Source organism: Legionella sainthelensi, from assembly GCF_900637685.1.
Taxonomy (GTDB): domain Bacteria; phylum Pseudomonadota; class Gammaproteobacteria; order Legionellales; family Legionellaceae; genus Legionella; species Legionella sainthelensi.
On sequence record NZ_LR134388.1, the window covers coordinates 2,710,310 to 2,735,188 of the forward strand.

Here is a 24,879-nt window from a genome sequence, read left to right on the forward strand (position 1 = left end):
CATTCGGTGCCCAACCCCAAATTAGCCCTTGTGCTACTCATCTAAATTATTTTTAGAGGCTCTTTATCTACTCCAATATTTATTTTAATTTCATTCTGACCAATATGCTATCATTTAATATATATAAGTTTCAAATGGCATAATTTATGGACACAGAAATCAGTAATCAAATTGAAGAATATAAATCTCAATATAAACAAGCTGACTCTCTTGCAGAAAAACTTAATGTTATTGTTGATTTCAGGTTATACATAGCTAGCTTTAATGATGGGCATTTCGGCCCAGAGGTTGAGGAAAATGACAAAAATGAAGTTATTCAGGAACTGGAAACTCTTAAAAACAACTTAAATCAATATTGCCTAGAGAAAGGAATCAACCTAACAAATATTAACGACATGTGTGATAAAAGACAGCAAATAGGTATTTTATTTTCAGAAGTCGAAATCTTATCTAATCGAAATGAAAAACAGACCCTAACTCAAACAATCGCTAATGCTTATCATATTTATGAGACTTGCCAAAAAGCCCTGAAAGAAAATGAATATTTATTTCCCAGTGAAAAGGAAGAACTACAAAAAACAGCAGAAAAGTATATGAATACAATGAAAGCTCTTACTAATAGGACAAATAATAAACTGACATTGATAGCAAGTAAAAAAGTTTACCAAGCAATTAATAATGAAAATGAGTTACCAAAAAAATTAAACCTGAATGGAGATAAGTATAATCTGGTTCCTAACGAAAGTCTTAAGTTAAATAAAATTCCTGCAGAGAATAATGCGACTAGTACTGCACAATATAGATGGAGGAGGACAGCAAAACTTGCTCTAGCAAAAGAACGAGGACAATTATTAGAGGTGAATGAGCTTTCTAAACAACAAGACAGCAAGGGACAAACAAAGATGCTCGCACCTAAAGACCGCGATCCTCATCGCGCACTCATTCGCGAGGGGCGAATTGTAAGGTATGATAGAGAATTAGCCACGACAACACTTGCTGATACATCAGATATGTTATCTCATGGAAAAGGGGGATATTGCGCTTTTACGATTAACGCGGATGGAGACATATATCTTTTTAATCATAAAGATAAGACTGATAAAATAGCTCACTCCACCATGACTGAAGGTGGCTTGGTATTAGGCGCAGGTGAAATGCAAATTAAAAACGGTCAAATTGAAGTCATTACTTGTTATAGTGGTCATTATAGGCCAGGAGTTAAAAATATATATGAAACTTTAAAACATTTGGCAGAAAAAAATGTCGATATTTCTCAAATCAAAGTTGCTTTTTTAGATGAACCCAAAGAATTAGAAAATCTCACCAAACAAACCATTGAATTACCCGATAAAGTTGTAAGTAGTTCTGGCGAACTTTGTCATATTGAAGATGTTCTTTCAGACGTTTCTCACCAAGACCGGCAAACCCACTTAGGCTTACGCTATGCTTATAATGCCCAAGATATAGTGAACCATATGGATTTGCTTTCAAAGCAACAGACGATTAAGGAAAACCTATCTGGAATTAAAACTCTAGACGATCCAAATAAAACTATTAAGCAAACAAAATTTTCTAATAATTAATATGATGATTCAGTTAATATTAATCATGCTGTTTTTGTAGCCCCTTGAACTACAAAAAGTACTTAAAGGGCCCCCAATCAAGGTTAATAAAACCTCTTCTCCATTTTAATTAACAAATGATTTAAAAAAGATTTTTATGAATAATTAATCTACATAACACACTTTGTACATTCCCTTTTTTTCATTATAATGAAATCAATTTTAATGAAAAAAGAACAGATATTTTTCTTTTTTGCCAGATATTTTGCTGAACAAAGTTGAAATATTTCTGCATATTTTCCTCAATTCTACAGGAGTTTTGTTGTGGCTCAATCTTCGAAAAATAAATACCTGCACTCCCTACTGGAAAACTTGGTTTCTTCATATGAAACTGAAGTCAATTATAACCCTATAGAAATTGAACTTGACCCAGAGCACATCTCCTCTCAGGACATTGATACTTTATTAGATTTTATTAGCGAACCACGCAAACGTCTTTTTATTTTTAAAATCCCTGGCAATGAACAAATTTCAAATCAACTCGCCCTAAGCGCACGTCGAACAGTATTAAATAAAACAGCAGAAATAATTCTCCAAAGCACCTTGAGCGGGCCTAAAATTTATCCTTTAAAAAAAGCGTTGGCTACAAATTCCCAATCTGTACGAGCGCGTATCCAAATTCAAAAAAGCTTTGTGCTACCTAAAGCACCTGGCATTCAAAAGGATACTCAACAAGAACATATAGAACATTTAGTAACAGAGACTCCCATTCTAATTTCTGTTGAATTGCCTGAATTTCCTGCACTTACCCAGCAGCTTAAAGCCCTCGGTATCAAGCACTTTCAAGAATCTGCTGTACTAAAAATTAAAGAGTTTTCATATGCATTTAAAGATGGAATTATCCCCAATAATCTCCCCAAAGGATTTTATATTAATAAAGACAAACAAGCGCTTTGTTATACTGATACACCAAGAAGACTTCCTTCCCCATTAGCTCCTACACTGAAAAATCAAACCCCACTCATTTTACCCTCAACAGAACTCATAACCCGTTTATTACCAGATGTATCGAAAAGCACCATAGCTTTATTACTGAATAGTTCATACACAACAACACAAAAAAATGCATTAATCAGTTTATTCCCCAAATACGAAGAGGAACTTAACGCATTAGTGCACATTCCTAAATCCAATAGCCAATCGATTATTTCGCCAAAACAAATTCAGTCTATAGTTCCATTTTTATGCAAACAATTTATACTGGGCGGCAAAGCACATGCTCTTTTATTAGTAAGGCTTCTGAATACGTGCTTAAATAAAAAAATTAGCCTCGCGTTTCTTGAAAATCCAGAGGTACAAGACTCACTTTTGACTACCCGGGGCATTAAAAATCTTCAAAAATTAATACATCTCCCCGCAGAACAAAAAGAATGGTGGAATAGTTTAGTCACTGCTCATCTAAACTATGATAAAAGTAGTTTTGACTTTAACACGTTTTTTGAGGCCTATACGCAGGTATTTCTACCTGGAATTGCAGAAAAAAATTTGACTCTTCCTACTCCATGTCCCATCGAACATAAGGGGCATCTTCTTATTACATTAAACCGTATATTAGATGTGATAGAACATGCAGAAAACCCACAAGAACAGTGTCTTTCTTTAACCCAACTGAATTGGGGGCCAACGGGTGTACACTATGCGATGACGCAAAAATCTGCGTCTCAACAATTTAAACAAGTAGCTTCTTGCATGAAACTAGAAAATCCTGAAGATACGATTACTGATCCAGAACTCATTTACCGCCAAATCGAAAATGAACACAGTGAGCTTTCGCCATGGTTATTTCGATATATGGGACAAAATTGGAAAAAAGAACTCAGACTATCCGATATTCAAACCCAATTACATGACATTGAAAAACTGAGTTCCTGGACACCACTACAAAAAAAACAATTAATTTTTATCTTAACCTGTACTTTTGCCGACAACACAACTATCAACATTGAGCAGTGGAAACAATACGTAACAAGCTGTATTCACTCATTACAACAAGTACATCAAAATCAGCGAAATGAACTATTACAGGCATTCACTCGCTGTTTTAAATTTAAACCCATCCCTTCTTTGGCTCAAATAGATTTTTTATTAAAGCAATGCATTGAAATTAAAGATGTATTTCCCAATAAAAATTTTAAAAATGATCTAATTGAACCTGTTATCTCATGTTTAGAGAATGAAGGATTTGACGTATTTAACATCCTACAAGAACGCATTCAAAAAACTACTCCATCTCCAGAAGACAACCTACACTCACTTTCAGTCATAAACTCTTTCACAACAACAGTACAAGAGAATCGCCAAATTTTATCCTCTGATCTCATCAAATTATTAGCAAAACTCAATGAGCCGGTTTTAACTCAGTCCAACATTAATAATTTATTATTAGCACTACAAAATTTAAACGCACAAAAAGGTGATGCTTTTAAAGAAATCGTTTTGAGTGCATTAAGTCAAATTAATATCTCTAAATCACAATCATTGCCAAAAATTGAGCAAATTCAAGCACTGTTTGAAACACTGGCAAACTCACCAAGTACTATTCCAACTGAAAATAAAACCGTTGAGAAACAAGAGGATTGGATAAAAGAATACATCATTGAAAAAATCTTTTACCAGGTTGTGTAATAGGCAATGGCGACATTTCTAAGCTTGATGATCTGATTGTCGATGCATTAGTTGATGCCATAAAAAAGCGAAGTGCTGCTTTTAAAATCGACTCCCTAAAAGCGGTATTACAAAAAAACCTACAAAGTTTTATTGTACCTCAACAATTAAGAGAGCAATTAAATCTAGAGTTGATACCACTTTTTGATGCGGTCAATGATCTGGTCATTTTATTACAAAGCCCAAACCCAAAATTTCCAGATGTGATTGAAAAATTACGTTTTTTTGAAGAAAAAAAACCTATATTACTTAATGGAATGTATGGGGTAGGTATTCTTGGAAAAACGAAAGGTGAATTTATTTTAAGTTTCTTGCTTACTGGAAAAAGACATGCTAATGACAATACTACAGGCTCGGCATTTGCAACTATTTTAAGTCAATTGCATGGGTTATTTCTTTCTGAAATGAATGCATTTTTTGGTAATCCACAAAATAAACTTCTTGTTAAAGATTTAGATATAAATACCAGTCTTTCTTGGATGGCTGCATTTAACGAGACACATTCTTTAACATTCTTTTTCAAAGAAGAACTCATTCAGAAGAAAGTATTACCCGCATTAAAGAAAACGCTGCAACAACTTAATACCCAAGATCCCGAATTTGAAAGAAGTATCCTTAATGAAGCAATCTTGCTTGTTGAAAATATCCCCTCTGATCAATCCTTGCAAGATTATAAAAACAAAATTGAATCTATTGCCAGTTATCTCAATTTGCTTATTGATATACATGAACGACTACCTGAGCAATTCAATAAAATCTATAAGCAATTAAATTCAGGTGCGTTAACCCGTTTAAATTATACTCAAAAACAAATTTTGATTAATAAATTAATTCAAGAAGAGATCGACAATCTAGATCTCCATTTAAAATTAACAACACAAGCCCTGGAAGAAAATCCTGATGCAGACAGTGCGGCCATTGAGCGAGGAATTCATGGTTTAGTTGAGCTCTTCGAATTAAGTGATCTTGATCATGAAGCTCAAGTTATGTTCTTTAAAATGAGCATGGCCCATAATTTAAAAAGCCCTAGCCCTTTCCCTTTAGCTGCATTAAATGAATTAAAAAAATCGAATCTTCCGGAACACATGAAGTCTCTAATTATAAAAAAAATAATTCATATTTTGACAGAGCTTTCAGGAGCAACCGCTCCAGAGCTCGTACAAAGTCTAGTACAGCAAACTCAATTATTCCTAACTCATAATCAAGATCAAGCAGAACTTTGTGTCGCTTTATTAGACCGATTCTCACCAGAAAATCCCGAGCAGGATCTCAATGCTTATCCCCTTATTCTCCAACAATTGACGCAAATCAATGCAGAAAATAGAGCAAAAATTGCAACAATTTTAACAGGCCTCTCCCAAAACAAAAAAGACTATACCGTTAACTTATTTGCTCTATTAGAAGTAACTAAAGGTTTAGGACGACGCTCGTCAGTAGACATTGATCAAGTTTTAAAATTATTTGCTACCCCACCCTATCCCAATACTCAAAGCTTAAACTCTGCATTACTAGCGCATGACTCAGAGAAACTTAGGGCATATTGCTTAAGCTTTGATACGAATCCTTTTGCCAAAACAGGAGAACAAAGAGATTTAGGCAAACAATTTGCAACTGATAGAGTAAAAGAAGCGTTAATGAGCTTACAAGATTTGCTTTATGAAATAGATTTGCCTCATTCGTTACAATTGAAACTTGCAAAGCAATTAACTTTTATTGAAACATTAGGCTATACCGACCCATTAAACCCCAGTGATTTTAAAACCCTAAAAAAACTAACTGTAAGTTCACGACATGATTTAAAAGAGCGAGCGAAAACATTACTGACACAATTACGTTCAAAATCAATTGCTCCAGAGCAAGTTGAAATCACCTATTTAGAACTTTTAGCCTATCTTAGAGAAATTTATTTTCGCACTACAGGATTATTCCCAAACACGACACAAATGCTGATCCTTTTACTTGCTCTTAATGATCCTTCCTCCAATTTATTAATGCGCATCAAAACGGGAGAAGGAAAAAGTATCAATACACCAATGCTCTCTGTATTACAATGGACCCAAGGCGGAACGGTTGATCAGTGTACAGCTAACCCACAACTTTTAATTCGTGATTTCGAAAATAATTGCGAACCATTTTTCAAGTTTTTAGAAATTGAAACTGCTCTTGTCCAACATGACAGTCCCACAGAAATCTATAAGCATAATGGAATCAACTGTTCTACAGTTGAAGATATGGCCTTTTTTCGCTTGTCTGCAAAAGAATCTAAAAAAGAAAAACTACTTGAAACGAATGGACCTATCCACGTTGTTCTAGATGAATGCGATGATGCCCTTTTAGATCAAGTAACCCTTTATAAATTAGTTGCAGAAAATGAAACCTTAGATAACAATCCTGCTGAATGGATTTATCCACTTGCTTATCAATTCATCAATCTAGTTACATTTCGCAATATCGATCCGGCGCAGGGCAAAGTTTGGGATGAAGAGGAAGACCTTGAACAATTTCGTTTATTTTTAAATAAGGAAATTAATGAACAATTTAAAGGCAGTGTTGAAAAACAAAATTATTTGATGGCATCAAGCAACACTCAATTAAAACAATGGATTCATGCAAGCTGCATTGCAGCAACGCTTGTAGAAAATAAACATTTTATTATTCAACCGCTTAAAGAAAAAGATGAGTCAGGACACGAAGCCACCAAAAAAATTATTTGTGTCCCTCTAATACGTAGCACTCCTAAAACAGGTTCTATTTTCACTGAAGCAGTGCAGCAGGCGTTACAAGCTCGTTTAAAAGCTGAGCGAAAAGATCATGCTCAATATTTTGTTATTGATCCGGTTCCTTCAGTACTCTCCAACCAATCAGCCCGAGGCTTAATCAAATTTTACCAAAATACAAATGGACGTCTGCTTGGTATTTCTGCCACCCCAGGAGATAAGCGAGAATTAGAAAGTCTGGCTACCGCAATCGGGACACAAGCAATTAGCGTTGCCCCCTACGCCGGTGACAGACGTATCAGTCATGATCCTATTTTTACTTTAAATCGTGAAGAAACGATTCAAGCGATGCATAAAACCCTGGACAAAATTAAATGTCCTATTACAAAACCGACAATGGAAATCAATCCTGATACAGAGATTCAAACTTATGCAGAGCGTGAAGCATTAATTACGCAAACTAAAAGTGCTATCGAAAATTGGAGCCACACTCAAACACAACCTATTCTTGTTATTAGTGAGGATTTTAATGAAGCGCAAGCACTTGGTGCCAGTTTAAATGCGTATAAAGATCAAGGCTTCAAAATTCAAATCATCACTGGAAAAGAAAGTTCTAGTGAACTGGATCGCATTATAAAGCAAGCAGGACAAGTCAATACGATTACTGTGGGTACAGCGATGCTTGCAAAAGGTATCGACATAAATACAGGAGATCACCCTAAAGGCTTATTTGTCATTCAAACCTACCCTGATACCGAAAGAATGACCACTCAAATCGCTGGGCGTGCTGCACGAAATGGTAAACCAGGTGAATGGCTTCCTATTTACCAAGTGAAACCACCAGAAGATTTATTAACACAATTTTTTTATTATGTTTTTCCCTGGAGACGTCAACGCATTAATGAACGGGCTGTTGAATTATTAAGAACTAAAATCAAATCTCAAGCGACTATTGATGGATTATACACCCAAGCGATTGATGAAGCACAACACATATTAATGCAGCAAATTGAAGCTTGGGAAGGATTACTGCTCGAACTTTTCCCAGATGATCCTAAAATGAAATTTGAGTTTTATCAATGGCGCGAAGCCCTTTTAGGCGAGCTAACTCGCTCCCAGGAAACAAGCATCTCCGAGAGCACTCTTGCTACGAACATTAACCAATTTAAAAGCATTGCCAGTAAGCTTTGGGAAATCACTCGCGAAGAAAAATGGGCAGCTAAAGCAGAAAAAGCAGCACATATGACTAACGAACAAAGTCTAAGGCTAAAATATTTAAAACAATTAGACTTCGCTCAAGAATTAAACGTACAAACTCCATTACTTCAAAAATCCAAACCATTTAAAGAAGCAACTAAAGCATTGATGCAACAAAATCTTGAAACTATTATTGCAGATAAAGCTGGAGCCGTGCTTGATTACACAAAACCTATTGGCCAGGTGAAAACAGATCTGGAGCTTGCCCAAAGCAAACAAATCCTACCTCGCCTGATTGGCGAATTTTGCGCTGTTTGTCCAGACGCAATAGAAAAACTTTTCCCAACTCACTCACAAAATTCCTCATTTATGCCTGAAATAATCACCAATGCGATTAATAAAGTAATCGAGAAAAAAAATAAAATTCTATATAACGAGGAAAAAGAAGAACTGACTGCAAGTATTATTCAATTCTATCAAAAGAAATTGATGAAGGCAGATCGCAATAAAGTCCAAGAATTGTTGTTTCAAATGAAGTCATTAATGCTTAATCACTGCCAAGAATCTCGTAAGTTTCCATTAGTAGAACAATTTAAAATTCAAGGATTGGTGCTTAATTTTTGCACTCTATATCAAAACTCAGCTTTACCTGCAGATATTCATTTAAAAAATCTTCAGACGCATTATAACGAAGAAATAATGAAACAACTGGCCCAACGTCTTTGTGAAGAATTTTCCTGGGTAAAAGAAAATCCAGAACCATTTCATGCATTATTTGAACGTACTGTTGCTAAAGAAGCAGCCTTAGCTCTTTATAAGCTTGCTGAGAATGTAATGGCCTCTTGCCAAGACAAAGATAAAATTCAAGCCCTTTACATTGGACTTAAGAAACACCACACCATTTTAAAAGATAAGTATCTGATTTCAGTAGGCCACTCGTCACCTCGCACTGTAATTAATGATGCCTTGAATGCAATAGACTCATTAAGCAGCCCCCTACATTGTAATCTTGATTTTCGAAAAGACTGTCATGATAAAGTGGTTTCAGAACACCACATCGATGCATTTCGCCATTATTTAGCAAGTACATCGCCTTACTTCTTCGAAACTTATGATCCCATTTGGAATCATCTAAAAAATAGCTTACTTAATATAAGTTATCAGAGTCAGAATAATCCAAATCATATTGTACAAGAGCTCTATGAAGCCACAGAACGATTTAGTACTTATGAAGCATATAAACCTTATTTAAATCAACTTAATGCATTGAAAAAGAAGCTTCTTAGTTCAATTAAAGAATTTAATAAAACTGATGGATTACATCAAGACACTTTAGACAATTTATTGGTCCAAAAAACAACTCAATTTGCGCACTTGCTGAATGTAAATCCTGAGCAAATTCGTATTCAAAGTGGTACTGATGGAATTCAATCCTACATCGAAATACAAGTAGCAGATGCGCCGTTAAAAGAAGGATTTACAGGATATCAATCTACTTTCGTATCTCGAATAGAAAATGAACGAAATGAACTAAAAAAACTACAGCTAGCACTTGAAGAACATAAAGAGGATCTACTTAATTTATCTGACAAACATGCAATTGAAGCTCTTCCATTACTAAAACGCGCGGAATTTGAGAAATTATTTAGATTAAAAGCACTTACGGCTGAAGATTGGAATAACCTACATATTGATCGATCAGAACTTCCTGAATTCATTCAAGAAAGACTCAAACAGACTGATGAAATGAGCCAATGGGATTGGACCAAAAACCCAGTCGATCTCGAACAACTAAAAATGATGTTAGATACTAATCCAGATGAATTTTTTATTGATCTTATTAAGGAACAATCAAGAATAAGTAAGAATATTGAGGATACTCGCAGTAAAATACAAAATACTGAAGAGCTAATCCGTAATCAAGAGAAAGAAATATTAGAAATAGGAAATAGAATTAAAGCAGCGCAAGAACGCAGACAACAGCCTGACTGTGGCTATATAGAAGGCGCTTCGTTAATGAGTCAAATCGTATTTCATCAAGGAAAAATTATTTATATTAATCAATCAATCGCAAAATACGACCAGCTTATACAAGCCACTCAAAATGAAGAAATTGAGTGTATCGAAGAATTACGAAAACATAATCAATTACTTGATGATAAAAGAGGCGAATTTATAAAAATTCACTTACAGCAAACAAAACATGAACTTATGTCCTCATTACACGAGATCTGTACCCAACAAATTACCCAGATACAAAAAGAGTTGCAAAATACAGAACCTACTATTGATACATTAGAAAATACCGAGCACCAAAAATCACGTTATCAAACTCAGCGCTTTTTCAAAACGAGTGAGCTTTTAAAATATGAAGCATGTTTATCTCAGGAAGAAGAACGCATTCCTAAAAAATCATCGCTACAGAACACACTTTTTAACAAAATTCATCGATTCAACGAAGAGAATTATCAAGCAGCTCCTTTAAAGTGTGACGTATAATTAAGATGACTTGTAATGACATGGCTGCAAATACCAAATGATATTTGCAGTATCATTTCCCGTGGCTTAAACTGATCATAAGAAAATGATGTTGTCATTATTCTTGCGCCGAGCTCCCAAAGAATATTTTGCAACATATGTTTTAACTCACACTCATTGCTCATGTGCTTATCCGTTAATGAGTTAGTTTTAATTTTATTTGATAGATTTCAAGGCAAATTTAAGAGGAACAACCTCTTCAAGATAAAATACAGGGAACCTGCTTTATGAAGATACAAGTAGCATTGCTTCTGTCTGCACTAATGAGCACAAACTTATTCGCTGAAAAGCTCATTATTGGAGCGTCATCATTCAATCCCCCCATGGAAATGCAGGCAACTACAAATAATGTATTTACAGGATTTGAAATTGATCTCCTCAATGAAATTTGTCGTCGAATTAATGCTACATGTGTCTATGAGCCGATGACATTTGAAGATATTATGAAATCTGTAGCAACAGGAAAAGTAGATCTAGGCATAGATGGTTTTTTTATTACTCAAGAACGGCTTGAATATTATTCATTTAGCCTGCCCTATTTACAAACCCAAGCCCAATTATTAACAACGATTGACTCTGGTGTTGATAGCACCAATATCAATACCGGAAAACGTATCGGCGTTGAAGCCGGAACTGTGTTCAAATATATTCTAGAGCAAAAGTATGATAACGTAAAAGTGATCGCTTACAATAATCAACAAAATATGTTAAGAGACTTGGCCGAGCATGACATTGACTTGATTATGTTTGATTTTATTGGCGCAGCATATTGGGTACATACCAACCCAGACTATTTTAAGCTCGTTGGCAAGGCGATACCCTTCGGTATGGGCTATGGCATTTTGGCTAACCTCAATCAGGGTGCGCTTATCTCCAGAATCAATAATGCATTGGATGCTATGGAGAAAGATGGTACATATTCAAGCATTTACTCCCGTTATTTCTAATGGAATGCTTGGGGCTGTTGACAAAAACTTGATAGCCATGATAGAAATAATGCTTTCTCCTGAAGCAGCTAGAAAAATGTTGAAATTTTCTGCCTTTATTAGTTTAAGTTTAATTGCAAGTATCAGTTTTGCTAAACCCTGCTCCCATTATAGAAGTTGCTTAATATTGAAAAATCAACATACTCAATTTGCTATGGTTACCTGCAATTGGCTAAATACGGTTACCTCAGAGGGAAACGCACAGGGATCTACACAATTGGATTTAGGCTATGGAGATGGACTCGGAGCTCCTGAACCACGAACACTTTCTTGCTCATTTATGACGGCACAAACACAACACGATTTTAATTTTTATAATCCCTACTGGGGCTCACGCATTGAATTTAATCTAATAACAGAAAAACAACTTGATGTGCGTGTTATTGATGGATGGAGTTCCAGAGATACCAAATATAAATTTACATGGTAAAATTTATTTAGTTATAAGTGGATCTTGACGGTAAAATTGAACCATCAACTGATACACTTCTGCATAATAATGTCTGATAATTTCAGGCTTTTCGAAAAATAATTCGCTTAAGACCGCAAAAAACTCAGCTGGGGATGTAGAAGCATAATGGTTAATGGGGATAGAGTCATTTTGTTGTATGCGCTTGATAAAATCATTATAGGCATTATTAAATTCAGTTGCCCACTGCAAAGCGGACATACCCTTATGTAGTGGAGGAAATCCATTTGCCCTGCCATTTTGCATATCTAGCTTGTGTGCAAACTCATGGATCACTACATTATGCCCATCAGTCCCTCCATGATGCAGAACATCATTCCACGACAGAACTACTGGACCGCGCTGCCATGATTCACCACTTAAATGAGCATCTCCCAGATGTTCGATACCGTATTCATCAAGCACTTTATTTTGCCGAGAATAAGCTTCGGGATATATTATTACGGAAACCCAATCAGCATACCAATCTAACCCGAGGTTTAAAATCAAGAGACAAGCTTGCAATGCGATACTTACTTGCATTGCTGTACTGACCTGAAAATTATTGCCTCCCTCTAATGATTTGTAATGAAGAAATAAAATTGCTAACTGCTTAAGCTTTATTTTTTCCTGTTTACTTAGGCGCTGAAGTAGCGATAAATGCTGAAATGCATTATTCCACTCAGCTTCATTGATAAGAGAGTATCGAATAATCCGTTTTTGCCGCCATGCTTTTAACCATTGAAACATGACTATGGTCCTTTGTTTTAAAAAATCCGCTCTTTTAGTTGGATCAAATAATCAACTGCATTAAATGCTGATGCATAAGCTGAAAAACAAGGATTAGAACTATTTACTTTATTAGATAAATCATCCAGATCGCATCCTGAAATAATTCCGTTACCTACAATAACATCATTTAATGCAAATTGGGTAAAACAAGTATTAATATGAGACATAATATAATTATAGTGCTCTCTATTTGAATTCAAAAGCAGTCCTAAAGCAATGTAACCGTCAAATGGATTTTTTTTCTGATATGTATTGATAACGAAAGGAATCTCATAAGTTCCAGCTGGGAATGACTCAATTTGATACTCATAATTAGAACCTTTAACAACCTCAATGCAGTAAGAAAGTTGCAGAGCTGATAGTTCCTTATGGATGCAAGATGAAATAATTAAAATTTTTGCCATTGATTAAGATTTATTTTTTGTAAGTTGCATGAGGTACGTAATTGCTTGGAACGCTTCTCTTACTCTTTCGCCATTTTCAACACGTTCCCGTAATATTTCCATGCTAGGAGCAGAAATAATACCATTACCAATCATTAACCCGTTCATAGCAAATTGAATAAAGCACTCTTTAACGTGCTCCCAAATAAACTCATAATGATCTGTTTTTCCCTTTAGTAATAAGCTTAAGGGAATGTAACCATCAAATGGGTTATGGCTATGATAATACTGAATAACTGCTGGAATTTCATAAGTTCCTGCAGTTATTGTCTCGACTTGATATTCATAGTCAGATGCTTTTAACAAATCGCAACAACTAGCTAATTGTTTTTCAGCAAGTTCTTCGTAATAATTTGACCAAACAACAAGAATTTTAGTTTTAGACATATTTTAATCAATTTCGTGAGATTCTAAATGATACTGCATGGTACTCGAAAATAGAGCTTGATTCAATTTAGTACCTGAAACAATAGAATAACCTGAGCGCATGAAGGAAACGAAGTAAATCCATCTCCGCTTCCGAACTCAAGTTAAAATAGAGTGTTATATGATTCATACAAAGCACACAGCGAAAAATCTCATGTCAAAAAAGCACCTATTAAATCCTCAATAATGCTGACTGAGCTTCTTCGAGCTTTTTAATTTTTTTTATAGAATCCGTATCACAATGAAAAAACAAATGCTCTCCATGAGTCCACGCATAATTAATTCCTAGAGCAACAGCATAAAGAACCCCTAAACCAAGAATAGCTGCGGTAACATTAAGTAATACATCGCCCCAACCACGATGATTTTCGAGTTCAATTGATGCTTTTTTTATGGCATTTTTACAGTTGACACGAAATAACTCATAACTTCGTGCATTTTTGTTATTGAAGTAAATCTTTGCTTCATTCTTTAAAGTATCATAAAGTTCTACAGCAGCCTCTGCAGCTTTCTGGTACATTTGAGGATTGACTTTAGCTTTTTCACTCAATGCAAGTGCTTTCAGTTGAACTACAGCCAACTCATCATAAAACGTCGAAACCGCCTCTTGACTTGCATGTATAAACGAAATAAAGCAAGCCTCCTTTTCATTTTTATCAATTATATTTTTCTCAACTAAAATAGTTAAAAAAACATCAAAATCTGGGGCACTAATATTTCTAGTAAATTTCATATGAAAATGAGTAATGTCTCTGTCTAAAGCATCATCATGATAATATTCATGATCTGGATACTCGCGATGCACAGGTTGCACCGGTGATAGCCTTTTAACAAAAGGATCTTCCGGATCAAAGGGATTATATATCTGTAAGGGCCATATAGGTTTTAGTATAGATTGAGTGGAGTCATAATAATTTGATCGCATAATTTGCTGATACAAAGAATACCAAGGTACTGTTTTGGGAACATATAGAGTCACTGTATTATGAGCTACACTAATATGGACATTTTTACATAAACGGGTAAACGCTGGCACAATCTCCCCCTAAGCATTAAAAAGTGTTGCGCTTATTATTTTCTTCTCAATGGATATGCGTTGATTTTACTAAGCCTTTAAAAAGATACTTTTATTTTCAGTTGTTATATTATCATTCATACAATCAATGATCTGTGAACCTACAGTAGAAAGAGTACGCGTCCCTAGAGTAGCTAATGAGCAAGGAATACTAAGAATCGCCAATAAAAAACTTGCTGTAGATAAAACCAGTGCATAACCCGTAACATATAAAGAAAGTGCAGCAACATCTAGAGCATTTTCACTAAGATCTGAAGCACCAAAGGCTGCAGCGCCGAGTGCAAAAAGCAAACTCCCCACACAAATAGAAGGCGCAATGGCGCTAACAAGCGTCCCGATTGTTCCCAAAAAGGCTAATCCTAGTGGATAAACAACTGGGGCAATCATTCCATCAGCAAATTCTTTGGCATTTAGATAGGGCTTAAAAAAGCCCGGTTTTTTGTTGTAAGTTACAATAGCTCGTCTTAACTCACCAGAAAAACAAAAATCCTCAGGCAGATCGTTACTACTATCTAGTACATAAGATAAATCATCTAAGGCTGCCAATCCAAGCATAAATTCCTCACCATGAGTAATTATTAATCATAATATCTCGTTAATAAACTGAAGTCAATTACATTGGTCAACCCTGCAATAATAAAATTTCTTTACTTTTCAGAATGTTGCTAGGTGATAATAGGCTTTACATTGCCCAAAAGTAGCTATCTTTTTTCATTTTTTATTTTAGAGGGTAACGCCGTATTTGCTACCCAACCACCCCCTAGTGATTTAATTAACCCCACTGCTGATGCCATTTGCAACCCATCTATCTGTGTCGCTGCTTGTTCTGCTGCTAGTGCGCTAATCTGGGCAGTAAGTATATTAGAATATGGCAAAGTTCCTGCCTTATATTGATTTTTAATAAGTTTAAGTGCATAAATTGTATCAGCTGTTTGTTTATCTTGCACAATGCTTTGCTGCTCCAGAAGACGCAAGGCAATAAGATTATCTTCAACATCTTGAAATGCATTGAGTACCACTTGGCGGTAATTGGCAACTTGCGCCAGATACTGTTCTTTTGTTGCTCGAACTCCTGCTGCTCGATACCCACCGTCCAATATAGTCTCCGCTATTTGCATTCCAGCAGACCAACTAATTGATGGTTTATGAAGCAACTGATGAAAGCTATGACCTGCGGCACTTGTAGTACCGGTTAAGGTCAAAGTTGGAAAGTAAGCTGCAATAGCCACTCCAATCAATGCACTTGCTTGTTGTACCAATCGCTCCGCTTGTGCGATATCCGGCCTACGCTCCAGCCATTCAGAGGGCACTTGCAGAGGGATTGCAGGCGGCTTCAATTTTAAAATTGCTGGTTTTAATGAAAAATAAGCAGGTGGTCTTCCCATAAGTACGGCAATGGCATGCTCATATTGACCCCGTAAAATACCATTATTAATCGCCGAGGTTTGAGCTGTCTCAAGCTGAATTTGTGCTTGCACTACATCAGCACGAGAAGCTACACCAGAGGCATATTGGTTGCGTGTAAACTGGAGCAATTTTTGATAAGCAATTACTGTTTCATTTAAATATTTTTGACTTTTATCCAAGGTACGAAGTTCAAAATAATATTGTGCTAAAGCACCTTGAGCTGATAAACGGGTCACACCAATTAAAGCTTCATTAGATTCAGCTAAGGAAAGATTCGCTTCAATGGTTCGACGCACTAAACCCCAAATATCAGGCTCCCAATTTGCATTCAAAAATCCAGTATAAATGGTTGTTGTATTTGCTACAGGTACAATATTGGTTGTTGCCGTCCCTTCACTCGATCCTGAAGAGCTGATAATTGTTGTAGATCCTCCAGCTTGCCGCTGCCTAAATAAGCTGCCAGCACCTATTAATGTTGGATATAAACTAGCGCGGGCTTGATCTACAATCGCCAGTGATTGGCTGAAATTAGCTTCTGCACTAACAATACTTTGGTTGTAATGATACAGCTGCTCCTCCAATTCATTTAATACAGGATCATTGAATATCTTCCACCATTGTCCCCGTTCTACATCATCCTGAGGTTGAATAGGCTTCCAATCTTTACGCTTAACTCCTATGGCTTTTTTACCTTTGGCTTCTTTAAATTGCGGTGGAACGACTAATTTTGGAGGAACATAATTAGGGCCAACCATACATGATGTCAGTAGAAATAATCCTAAGGTTAAAATCGTACACTTTTTAAACAGAAAATATCGAATCGAAGTGATATGGGATTTTTGATAACACTCTATTCCTAAGTTAAACTTCGCCTTTCCCTGGTTGTAAAGATTATGAGTGTCCATAGGCACCTCTTAATTTAAACCGTTTCATAAAATTACGAGCCTTAATTCCTGCAGTGTCCATTGTTAAATAAATGACCGGTGTAGTATAGAGGGTTAATAATTGACTCATAATTAACCCCCCTACTATCGCAATACCCAGGGGACGACGTAACTCAGAACCAACACCAAAACCAATGATTAGTGGCATAGCACCTAGTATAGCGGCCATTGTAGTCATCATAATGGGACGAAAACGCAATAGCGCTGCTTCATAGATCGCATCACGTGGAGATTTATTCTCCAAACGCTCCGCTTCCAAAGCAAAATCAATCATCATAATGGCATTTTTTTTCACAATTCCAATCAGAAGAATCATTCCGATGAGCGCGATGATGCTCAGATCAGACTTGAATAATAATAATGCCAATAATGCACCAACCCCAGCCGAAGGCAAAGTAGACAAAATTGTTATAGGATGAACCAAGCTTTCATAAAGCATTCCAAGTACAATATAAACAGCTAGGATAGCAGTTAAAATCAAAAATTTTTCATTTGCAAAAGACTCTTGAAATGCTTGTGCAGTACCTTGAAATGCGCCACGCATGGTGGGTGGTAAATTTAATTTATTAATCATAGCGGTAATTTTATTTACTACGCCCCCCAGAGAACTCCCTGGAATTAAATTAAATGAAAATGTTGCCGCGGGTGCCAGACCTTGGTGATTTACAGATAATAAAGTAGAGCCTGGCTTAAACTCAGCAAATGCAGATAAAGGAACCTCATATCCCGCCGCAGATTTGACATAAATTTCATCTAAAACAGAAGGATATTGCCAATATTTCTGAGCGACATTCATGACTACAAAATATTGATTCATTGGCATGTACATCACTGAAATCTGGCTTTGTCCAAAAGCATGATAAAGCACTCTGTCAATCTCTTGCGGCGTAATCCCAAAACGCGATGCCGTATCATGATCGACGTTGACATAAGTTTGTAAGCCGTGATTAAGTTGATCATTATTCAAATCAACAATCCCATGAATTTTTGATAATTGTTCCATGATGCGAGGAGTCCAAATCGCGAGATCTTGTAAATTATCAGCAGATACCGTGTACTGAAATTGGGCTGCAGCAGCTCGACCGCCAATAGTTAAGTCTTGGGCTGATTGCATATATAAAGTTGCCCCAGTAATTGAAGACAATTCTTTTCGCAACCGACCGACGACCTGCTCACTCGTAGGACTATCAACTTTTGGTGGTTTTAGCATGATAAATACGGTGCCCGTATTCGTTGTGTTATTCCCTGGGCCACTTCCAATAAATGCTGCGACATTTGCTACAGCTGTGTCGTCGTTAATTTTTGCAACAAATTGGCTTAATTTTTTTCTCATTGCTTGAAAAGAGATATCTTGATCTGCTCGCAAAGTACCTGCGATCCTGTCTGTATTTTGTTGAGGAAAAAAACCTTTGGGTATAATAATAAACAGATAAACAGTTAGGATAATCGTGCCCAACATAAGAACCAACATAAATCTTGGATGAAATAAGGCCCAATGTAAGCCTTTAGCATAACGCAACCGTATACGCTCGGTAAAACGCATAAAAAAATTACTTTGCTCGCCCTCATTGTCATGCAACATTCGGGAGCACATCATGGGAGTCAATGTCAATGAAATAACAAGTGAAATGAGTATTGCGATGGATAGAGTTACCACAAACTCACGAAACAAGCGACCGACAATTCCCCCCATAAGCAAAATTGGAATAAATACCGCAATTAAAGAAATACTAATGGAGAGCACCGTAAAACCAATTTCTCTTGAGCCATCAAAAGCGGCTTGCAATGGTTTTTTACCCAGGGCAATATGGCGAGAAATGTTTTCTAATACCACGACCGCATCATCGACCACAAATCCCGTAGAAATGGTTAAAGCCATGAGTGATAAATTATCAAGACTGTAATTTAATAATTTCATAACAGCAAAAGTTCCAAGCAAAGACAGTGGTACAGCAATGCCTGGGATCATCATTGCCCTGAAGCTGCCAAGAAAAAGGTATGTGACAAAAATAACCAAACACATGGAAATAAGTAAAGTAAGCTCTACGTCATGCAAGGAAGTGCGAATTGTTGATGTTCTATCCATTAAAATATTTAATTGAACATTTTTTGGCATAGAAGCCTCAAGTTGCGGTAAAATTTCTCTTACGCGATCGACGGTTTTAATTACATTTGCCCCTGGTTGTTTAAATAAAACCAGGAGCACCGCGGGCTTTCCATTTGCTAAACCTGCCGTATGTACGTCAGCAACAGAATCATAAACATGAGCTACATCTGATAAACGCACAGGTTCGTTATTAAAGTAGCTAATAATCAGGGGGGCATATTCTGAGGCCTTGAGCATCTGATCATTACTTTTAATCACTGAAACAGTCTGATCATGAACGAGCTGTCCCTTTGCCAAATTCACATTCGCATCTGCGATTATTGTGCCTAATTGACCGAGTCCTATTCCGTATTTATTTAAAGCAGTAGGGTTTATTTCAACTCGCACCGCTGGTAATGAGCTTCCCCCCACATTGACCTGCCCTACACCCTCAATACGCAAAATTTTCTGTTGTAACAGAGTCGATGCCACATCATATAGTTGTCCTGGAGTAAACTTATCCGAGGTTAATGCAAGAATCATAATCGGGGCATCAGCTGGGTTCACCTTGCGATAGGTAGGATTGTTGGTTAAATTTGTAGGTAACTGACTCATTGCGGCATTAATCGCTGCTTGGATATCGCGTGCTGCCCCATCAATATTACGCGACAAATCGAATTGTACGATAATGCTTGTTTGTCCTAAAGTACTTGAAGAGGTAAGCTGAGAAATTCCTGCGATTCGCCCTATCTGTCGTTCTAGCGGTGCTGCAACCGAAGTTGCCATGATTTCTGGGCTCCCTCCGGGTAGCTGAGCTTGAACAGTGATAGTTGGAAAATCAATCTGAGGTAATGGCGCTACAGGCAATAAATCAAAGGCAAGAATTCCGGCAAAACTTAATCCTAGTGCTAACAAAATAGTTGCTATAGGTTTCTTAATAAATACAGATGATAAATTCACAATCCGGCCTCCGGAACACTGGGATTGTGTTTACCCTGCCCCATTACCTTACGCGATATACGATCAAAAGTAAGATAAATGATAGGAGTTGTATATAAAGTAATTAACTGACTCACAATTAAACCACCAATAATAGCGATACCCAGAGGACGACGCAATTCACCTCCTATCCCATGACTTAAAGCTAAAGGAATTGCACCAAGCATGGAGGCCATCGTAGTCATTAAAATTGGTCTAAAACGCAATAAAGCTGCTTCATAAATTGCGTCCTTAGGTTTACGTTGGTATTCACGTTCCTGCTCAAGCGCAAAATCAATCATCATAATCGCATTTTTTAGAACAAGACCAATCAATAAAATAATTGCAATCAAAGCAATAATGGTTAATTCATTTCCTGAGAGATATAACGCGAGTAATGCTCCCATTGATGCAGAAGGTAAAGTAGATAAAATGGTTAACGGGTGAATATAACTTTCATAAAGCACACCCAAGATAATATAGACAACTATAATAGCAGCAAATACCAACCAACCTTCATTGGCAAGTGATTTTTGGAAGCTTTTTGTTGTTCCTTGAAAATCAGCCTCTACACTCAATGGCAGACCCAGACTGTTCTTAGCGGCCTCTATCTGGGTTACAGCATCTCCTAGTGAAGCATTGTGAGCAAGATTAAATGAGAGTGTTGCCGAGGGAAATTGATCCTTATGAGCAATTACTAATGGGGCTACTTTGTGTTTCAAATTGGCAAAAGTTTTAATGGGAACGGAACCACTGATGCTAACTCCGGTGGTAGACCCAAGATTTAGTGAACTCGCTACTGATGGATTTGCCACTCTATAAGACGTTGTAGGAGAGGTAGGTACAGGAGCAGTAGTTACAGTGCTGTTTGGCGTAGTTGTTATCGTAGAATTAATATAGATGTTGTCAAAAGCAACTGATTCTCTTTGTAACGAAGGGAACACTTCCAACACAACCCGATACTGGTTACGTTGAGTAAACATAATGGATATTTGTCGCTGCCCAAAAGAATCATATAAAGTATCATCTATCATCTGCATGGTAATTCCAAGTCTGTATGCAGTATCTCTATCAATATCAATTGCAGTCACCAAACCATTATTTTGTTGATCTGTATTCACATCTTTCAAAATGGGGATTTGATGCATTTTTTCTAACATTAAATTGGACCATTTTGTAACTTCTTCCTTATCAGGGGCACTAATGCTGTATTGGAATTGAGTACGGCTTGTTAGTGTATCTATTGTTAGATCTTGCACTGGTTGCATGTATAAAGTTGCTCCTACAACCTGCTGAACTTTAGACCGCAAACGATTCATCACCTCGGTTACACCAAGACGTTCCTCTAAAGGTTTTAAATTAATTAAAATGCGTCCATTATTTAAGGTAACATTAGTGCCATCTATGCCAATAAATGAAGAAACATTTTCTACAGCAGGATCAGAAAGTACTGCTTCTACTAAAGCTTGCTGACGATTAGCCATTTCTTTAAAAGAAACAGAGTCGGATGCTACAGAAACTCCCTGGATAACCCCAGTATCCTGAATAGGAAAAAACCCTTTAGGGATAAGATACAATAAAATACTGGTGATGATTACGGTAATAAAAAAAACCAATAATATTAATGTTTGTCGCGAAAGAACCCATCTTAGAGAAATTTTATAATAATCAACAAGATAATTTAACTTATTCTCTAAAAACTGCTCTAACCGTGTTACATGACTTTCACTATGAGGTTTTAAAATTCGAGAGCAAAGCATAGGAGTCAACGTTAAAGAGACAAAAGCTGAAATCGCAATGGTTATGGTTAAAGTCAGTGCAAATTCACGAAATAACCGCCCGACTACATCTCCCATAAAAAGTAAGGGAATTAATACGGCAACAAGAGAAATGGATAATGAAATAATGGTAAAGCCAATTTGAGCAGCTCCTTTATGCGAAGCATCTATAGGTTTTTCACCCATCTCAATATAACGCATAATATTTTCAATCATGACGATTGCATCATCGACTACAAAACCCGCAGCTATGGTTAATCCCATTAAGGTGAGGTTATTTAAACTAAAACCGAGCAAATACATGAGCCCCAAGGTACCTACAAGAGCTAATGGTACTGAAATACTAGGAATAATAGTTGCGGAAAGTTTGCGCAAAAACAAAAAAATCACCATCACCACTAATACTACTGACAAAAGCAATTCTAATTGGACATTTTCTACAGAAGCACGAATACTAGTGGTACGATCGGTAAGTATTTTTACATCCACACCCGCAGGAATTGCTACCCGCATTTGCTGGAGTAGTTTTTTGACGCGTTGAGCTACTTCGATAACATTAGCTCCTGGTTGGCGCTGTATGTTAATGATGATCGCAGGCTCTTTATTCATCCATGCCGCTTGCATATCGTTTTCTGAGCCATCAATAACACGGGCCACATCAGATAAACGAACCGGAGCTCCGTTTTGGTAAGCGATGATTAATGGCCGATAATCAGCAGCAGATAATAATTGATCATTGGAATTAATTGTATAGGCCAACCTTGGCCCATCAAAATTCCCTTTTGCTGCATTTACATTAGACGCCATCACTAAAGTTCGTACATTTTCCATTGTTAATCCATATGCAGATAAAGCATCAGGATTTGCTTGGATGCGCACTGCTGGCCTATGCCCTCCCCCTATACTGACTAAACCAACACCTAATAATTGGGAAATTTTAGGAACAAGGCGTGTTTCTGCGTAATCCTCTACTTTTGTTAAAGGCAGCGTATTTGTAGTTAAGGCCAAAGTTAGGATAGGTGTGTCTGCGGGATTTACTTTACTGTATATCGGCGGATTGGGAAGAGCCGTAGGCAAGTAACTACTCGCAGCATTAATAGCTTGCTGCACTTCTTGCTCAGCCACATCAAGACTCATGTCCAAATTGAATTGCAAGGTGATAATCGAGGAGCCTGTTGAACTATTTGATGTCATTTGGTCCAGTCCAGGCATTTGACCAAATTGGCGTTCAAGTGGCGCAGTTACCGTTGTGCTCATCACATCTGGGCTTGCACCAGGATAGAATGTAGACACTTGAATCGTTGGATATTCAACCTCAGGTAAAGCAGAAACAGGTAATAACTTGTACGATAAGGCCCCTGTAAGGAAGATAGCAAACATTAATAATGAAGTTGATATTGCTCTTACGATAAATGGGCCAGAAATACTCATGTCACCCCAATAGAGAAACGGCTATACTGGCTGTTTTAACGGATACGTCTTTAGGGTGCTCCGCTTGTATCAGCACCCTAGATCCGTTAATTAATTTATCAGCCCCATTAATTACAATTTTTTGTCCAGGTAATAAGCCACTTTTAATCACTGTATCATCACCACTTGTGGGGCCTAACACAATTTTTTGAGTTGCTACGGTATTATTTGAATTAATAATATAAACAAAATCTTCTGTCGTTGTATGTTGGACAGCTGCTGTTGGTACAATAGTGGCGCCATGTAATGTATCAACCAGGATTTTCACATTGACAAACTGATTAGGAAATAATTTTTTCTTCTCATTATTAAAAACAGCTCTTAGTCTTACTGTTCCGGTAGTTGTACTGATTTGGTTATCTAAAGCTAACAACGTTCCTGTTGCAAGTAAATGTTCTTGTTGTCTGTCATAAACCTTAACTTCCATTTGTTTGTCGCCATATGCTTTTGGAGCTATTTGCGGAACATAATCTTCTGCAATAGGAAAAATCACCGTAATTGGATCCATAGTAGTAACCACAGCGATAGCTTGTGTATTTGATATTTGCACAATATTGCCAGGATCAATCAATCGTAATCCAATTCGTCCATCAATTGGTGAAGTGATATTGCAATAAATGAGATTAATTTTAGTACTCTGAATTAAACCTAAATCCGATTTAACGTTGCCTTCATATTGCTCTACTAAGGCTTGCTGAGTCGCTAATGTTTGCTGTGAAATTGAATCTTCCTGCCATAATTTTTGATAACGCTTTAAATCAATTTTTGCATTGGCCAACAATGCTGAATCTCTTTTTAAGTTTCCTTCATATTGAGTCAGCAATGCTTCATAGGGACGTTGATCAATTTGTGCCAATAACTGTCCTTTTTTGACTAATTGACCTTCTTTAAAGAGCACTTTCATTAATATGCCATTAATTTGGGATTGAACAGACACGGTGTAAATGGGTGTCACTGTCCCTAGAGCAGAAAGGTAAATTGGCACATCGCGAGTTGTAGAAACCCCAGCAACTATAGGTATGGGTTTGGGGCCAATATCTTTCGGTTTTTTATGGGCAAAATAAAACCACAACAAAGCAACTAGAGTAATTAAAATAATAATCAACCCTAAAAAGTTCTCTGATGGAAATCGCTCTCGCCAATATTTAGAGATCACCATTTTTTTTTTATTTTTGGCAGGTGATGTTTCTCCTTCCATAAAAAACGCGTTCCTTCCACAAATTAATCGAACTCATCATAACGAATTTTTGTTTGGGTAGCAAAAAAATCGTAATGATCAGGAGAACTCTATGTTTCGTTCTCCCAGAA

14 protein-coding genes are annotated in these 24,879 nt (G+C 36.7%); 5 read left to right on the forward strand and 9 right to left on the reverse strand.

Annotation, left to right across the window (positions count from 1 at the left end; genetic code table 11):
* The first annotated feature begins 146 nt into the window (after positions 1-146).
* The 5 genes from EL220_RS19095 (at position 147) to EL220_RS12070 (ending at position 12,154) form a co-directional block, all read left to right on the forward strand.
* Positions 147-1,583 (forward strand): hypothetical protein, encoded by a 1,437-nt coding sequence (locus EL220_RS19095; RefSeq protein ID WP_232002422.1) that lies wholly within the window; start codon positions 147-149, stop codon positions 1,581-1,583.
* A gap of 303 nt (positions 1,584-1,886) precedes the next feature.
* On the forward strand, positions 1,887-4,247 hold the full coding sequence (locus EL220_RS19100; RefSeq protein WP_232002423.1) for a hypothetical protein: 2,361 nt from the start codon (positions 1,887-1,889) through the stop codon (positions 4,245-4,247).
* Positions 4,248-4,417: 170 nt separating this feature from the next.
* Positions 4,418-10,699, forward strand: a complete 6,282-nt coding sequence (locus EL220_RS12060; protein WP_232002424.1) for a preprotein translocase subunit SecA — start codon at positions 4,418-4,420, stop codon at positions 10,697-10,699.
* Between the two features lie 266 nt (positions 10,700-10,965).
* A complete protein-coding gene (locus tag EL220_RS12065) occupies positions 10,966-11,685 on the forward strand; it encodes a transporter substrate-binding domain-containing protein (RefSeq protein WP_027270222.1) in 720 nt (239 codons plus the stop codon).
* A complete protein-coding gene (locus EL220_RS12070; RefSeq protein ID WP_232002425.1) occupies positions 11,648-12,154 on the forward strand; it encodes a hypothetical protein in 507 nt (168 codons plus the stop codon). Before EL220_RS12065 ends, EL220_RS12070 begins: the two co-directional genes overlap by 38 nt.
* Positions 12,155-12,157: 3 nt before the next feature.
* Here the strand turns inward: EL220_RS12070 and EL220_RS12075 are convergent, their stop codons facing one another.
* From EL220_RS12075 to EL220_RS12115, 9 genes are all read right to left on the reverse strand, one after another.
* The gene (locus EL220_RS12075) at positions 12,158-12,922 is read right to left on the reverse strand and encodes a M90 family metallopeptidase (protein ID WP_027270224.1); all 765 of its coding nucleotides are present in this window, start codon (positions 12,920-12,922) and stop codon (positions 12,158-12,160) included.
* Positions 12,923-12,939: 17 nt separating this feature from the next.
* Positions 12,940-13,368: a 6,7-dimethyl-8-ribityllumazine synthase gene (locus tag EL220_RS12080; RefSeq protein ID WP_027270225.1), complete on the reverse strand. Its 429-nt coding sequence runs from the start codon at positions 13,366-13,368 to the stop codon at positions 12,940-12,942.
* Positions 13,369-13,371: 3 nt separating this feature from the next.
* On the reverse strand, positions 13,372-13,794 hold the full coding sequence (locus EL220_RS12085; protein WP_027270226.1) for a 6,7-dimethyl-8-ribityllumazine synthase: 423 nt from the start codon (positions 13,792-13,794) through the stop codon (positions 13,372-13,374).
* Between the two features lie 211 nt (positions 13,795-14,005).
* The gene (locus EL220_RS12090; RefSeq protein ID WP_232002426.1) at positions 14,006-14,869 is read right to left on the reverse strand and encodes a hypothetical protein; all 864 of its coding nucleotides are present in this window, start codon (positions 14,867-14,869) and stop codon (positions 14,006-14,008) included.
* Between the two features lie 69 nt (positions 14,870-14,938).
* On the reverse strand, positions 14,939-15,463 hold the full coding sequence (locus EL220_RS12095) for a hypothetical protein (RefSeq protein WP_027270228.1): 525 nt from the start codon (positions 15,461-15,463) through the stop codon (positions 14,939-14,941).
* Between the two features lie 146 nt (positions 15,464-15,609).
* Complete coding sequence (locus EL220_RS12100; protein ID WP_027270229.1) at positions 15,610-17,220, reverse strand: efflux transporter outer membrane subunit; 1,611 nt, start codon at positions 17,218-17,220, stop codon at positions 15,610-15,612.
* Positions 17,207-20,305: an efflux RND transporter permease subunit gene (locus EL220_RS12105; RefSeq protein ID WP_027270230.1), complete on the reverse strand. Its 3,099-nt coding sequence runs from the start codon at positions 20,303-20,305 to the stop codon at positions 17,207-17,209. The genes EL220_RS12100 and EL220_RS12105 overlap by 14 nt, the downstream gene beginning before the upstream one ends.
* Positions 20,302-23,532: an efflux RND transporter permease subunit gene (locus tag EL220_RS12110; RefSeq protein ID WP_027270231.1), complete on the reverse strand. Its 3,231-nt coding sequence runs from the start codon at positions 23,530-23,532 to the stop codon at positions 20,302-20,304. Before EL220_RS12110 ends, EL220_RS12105 begins: the two co-directional genes overlap by 4 nt.
* A gap of 1 nt (position 23,533) precedes the next feature.
* Positions 23,534-24,769 carry an efflux RND transporter periplasmic adaptor subunit gene (locus EL220_RS12115; RefSeq protein ID WP_027270232.1) on the reverse strand — a complete coding sequence of 412 codons (1,236 nt, stop codon included), beginning with the start codon at positions 24,767-24,769 and terminating at the stop codon, positions 23,534-23,536.
* Positions 24,770-24,879 lie beyond the last annotated feature (110 nt).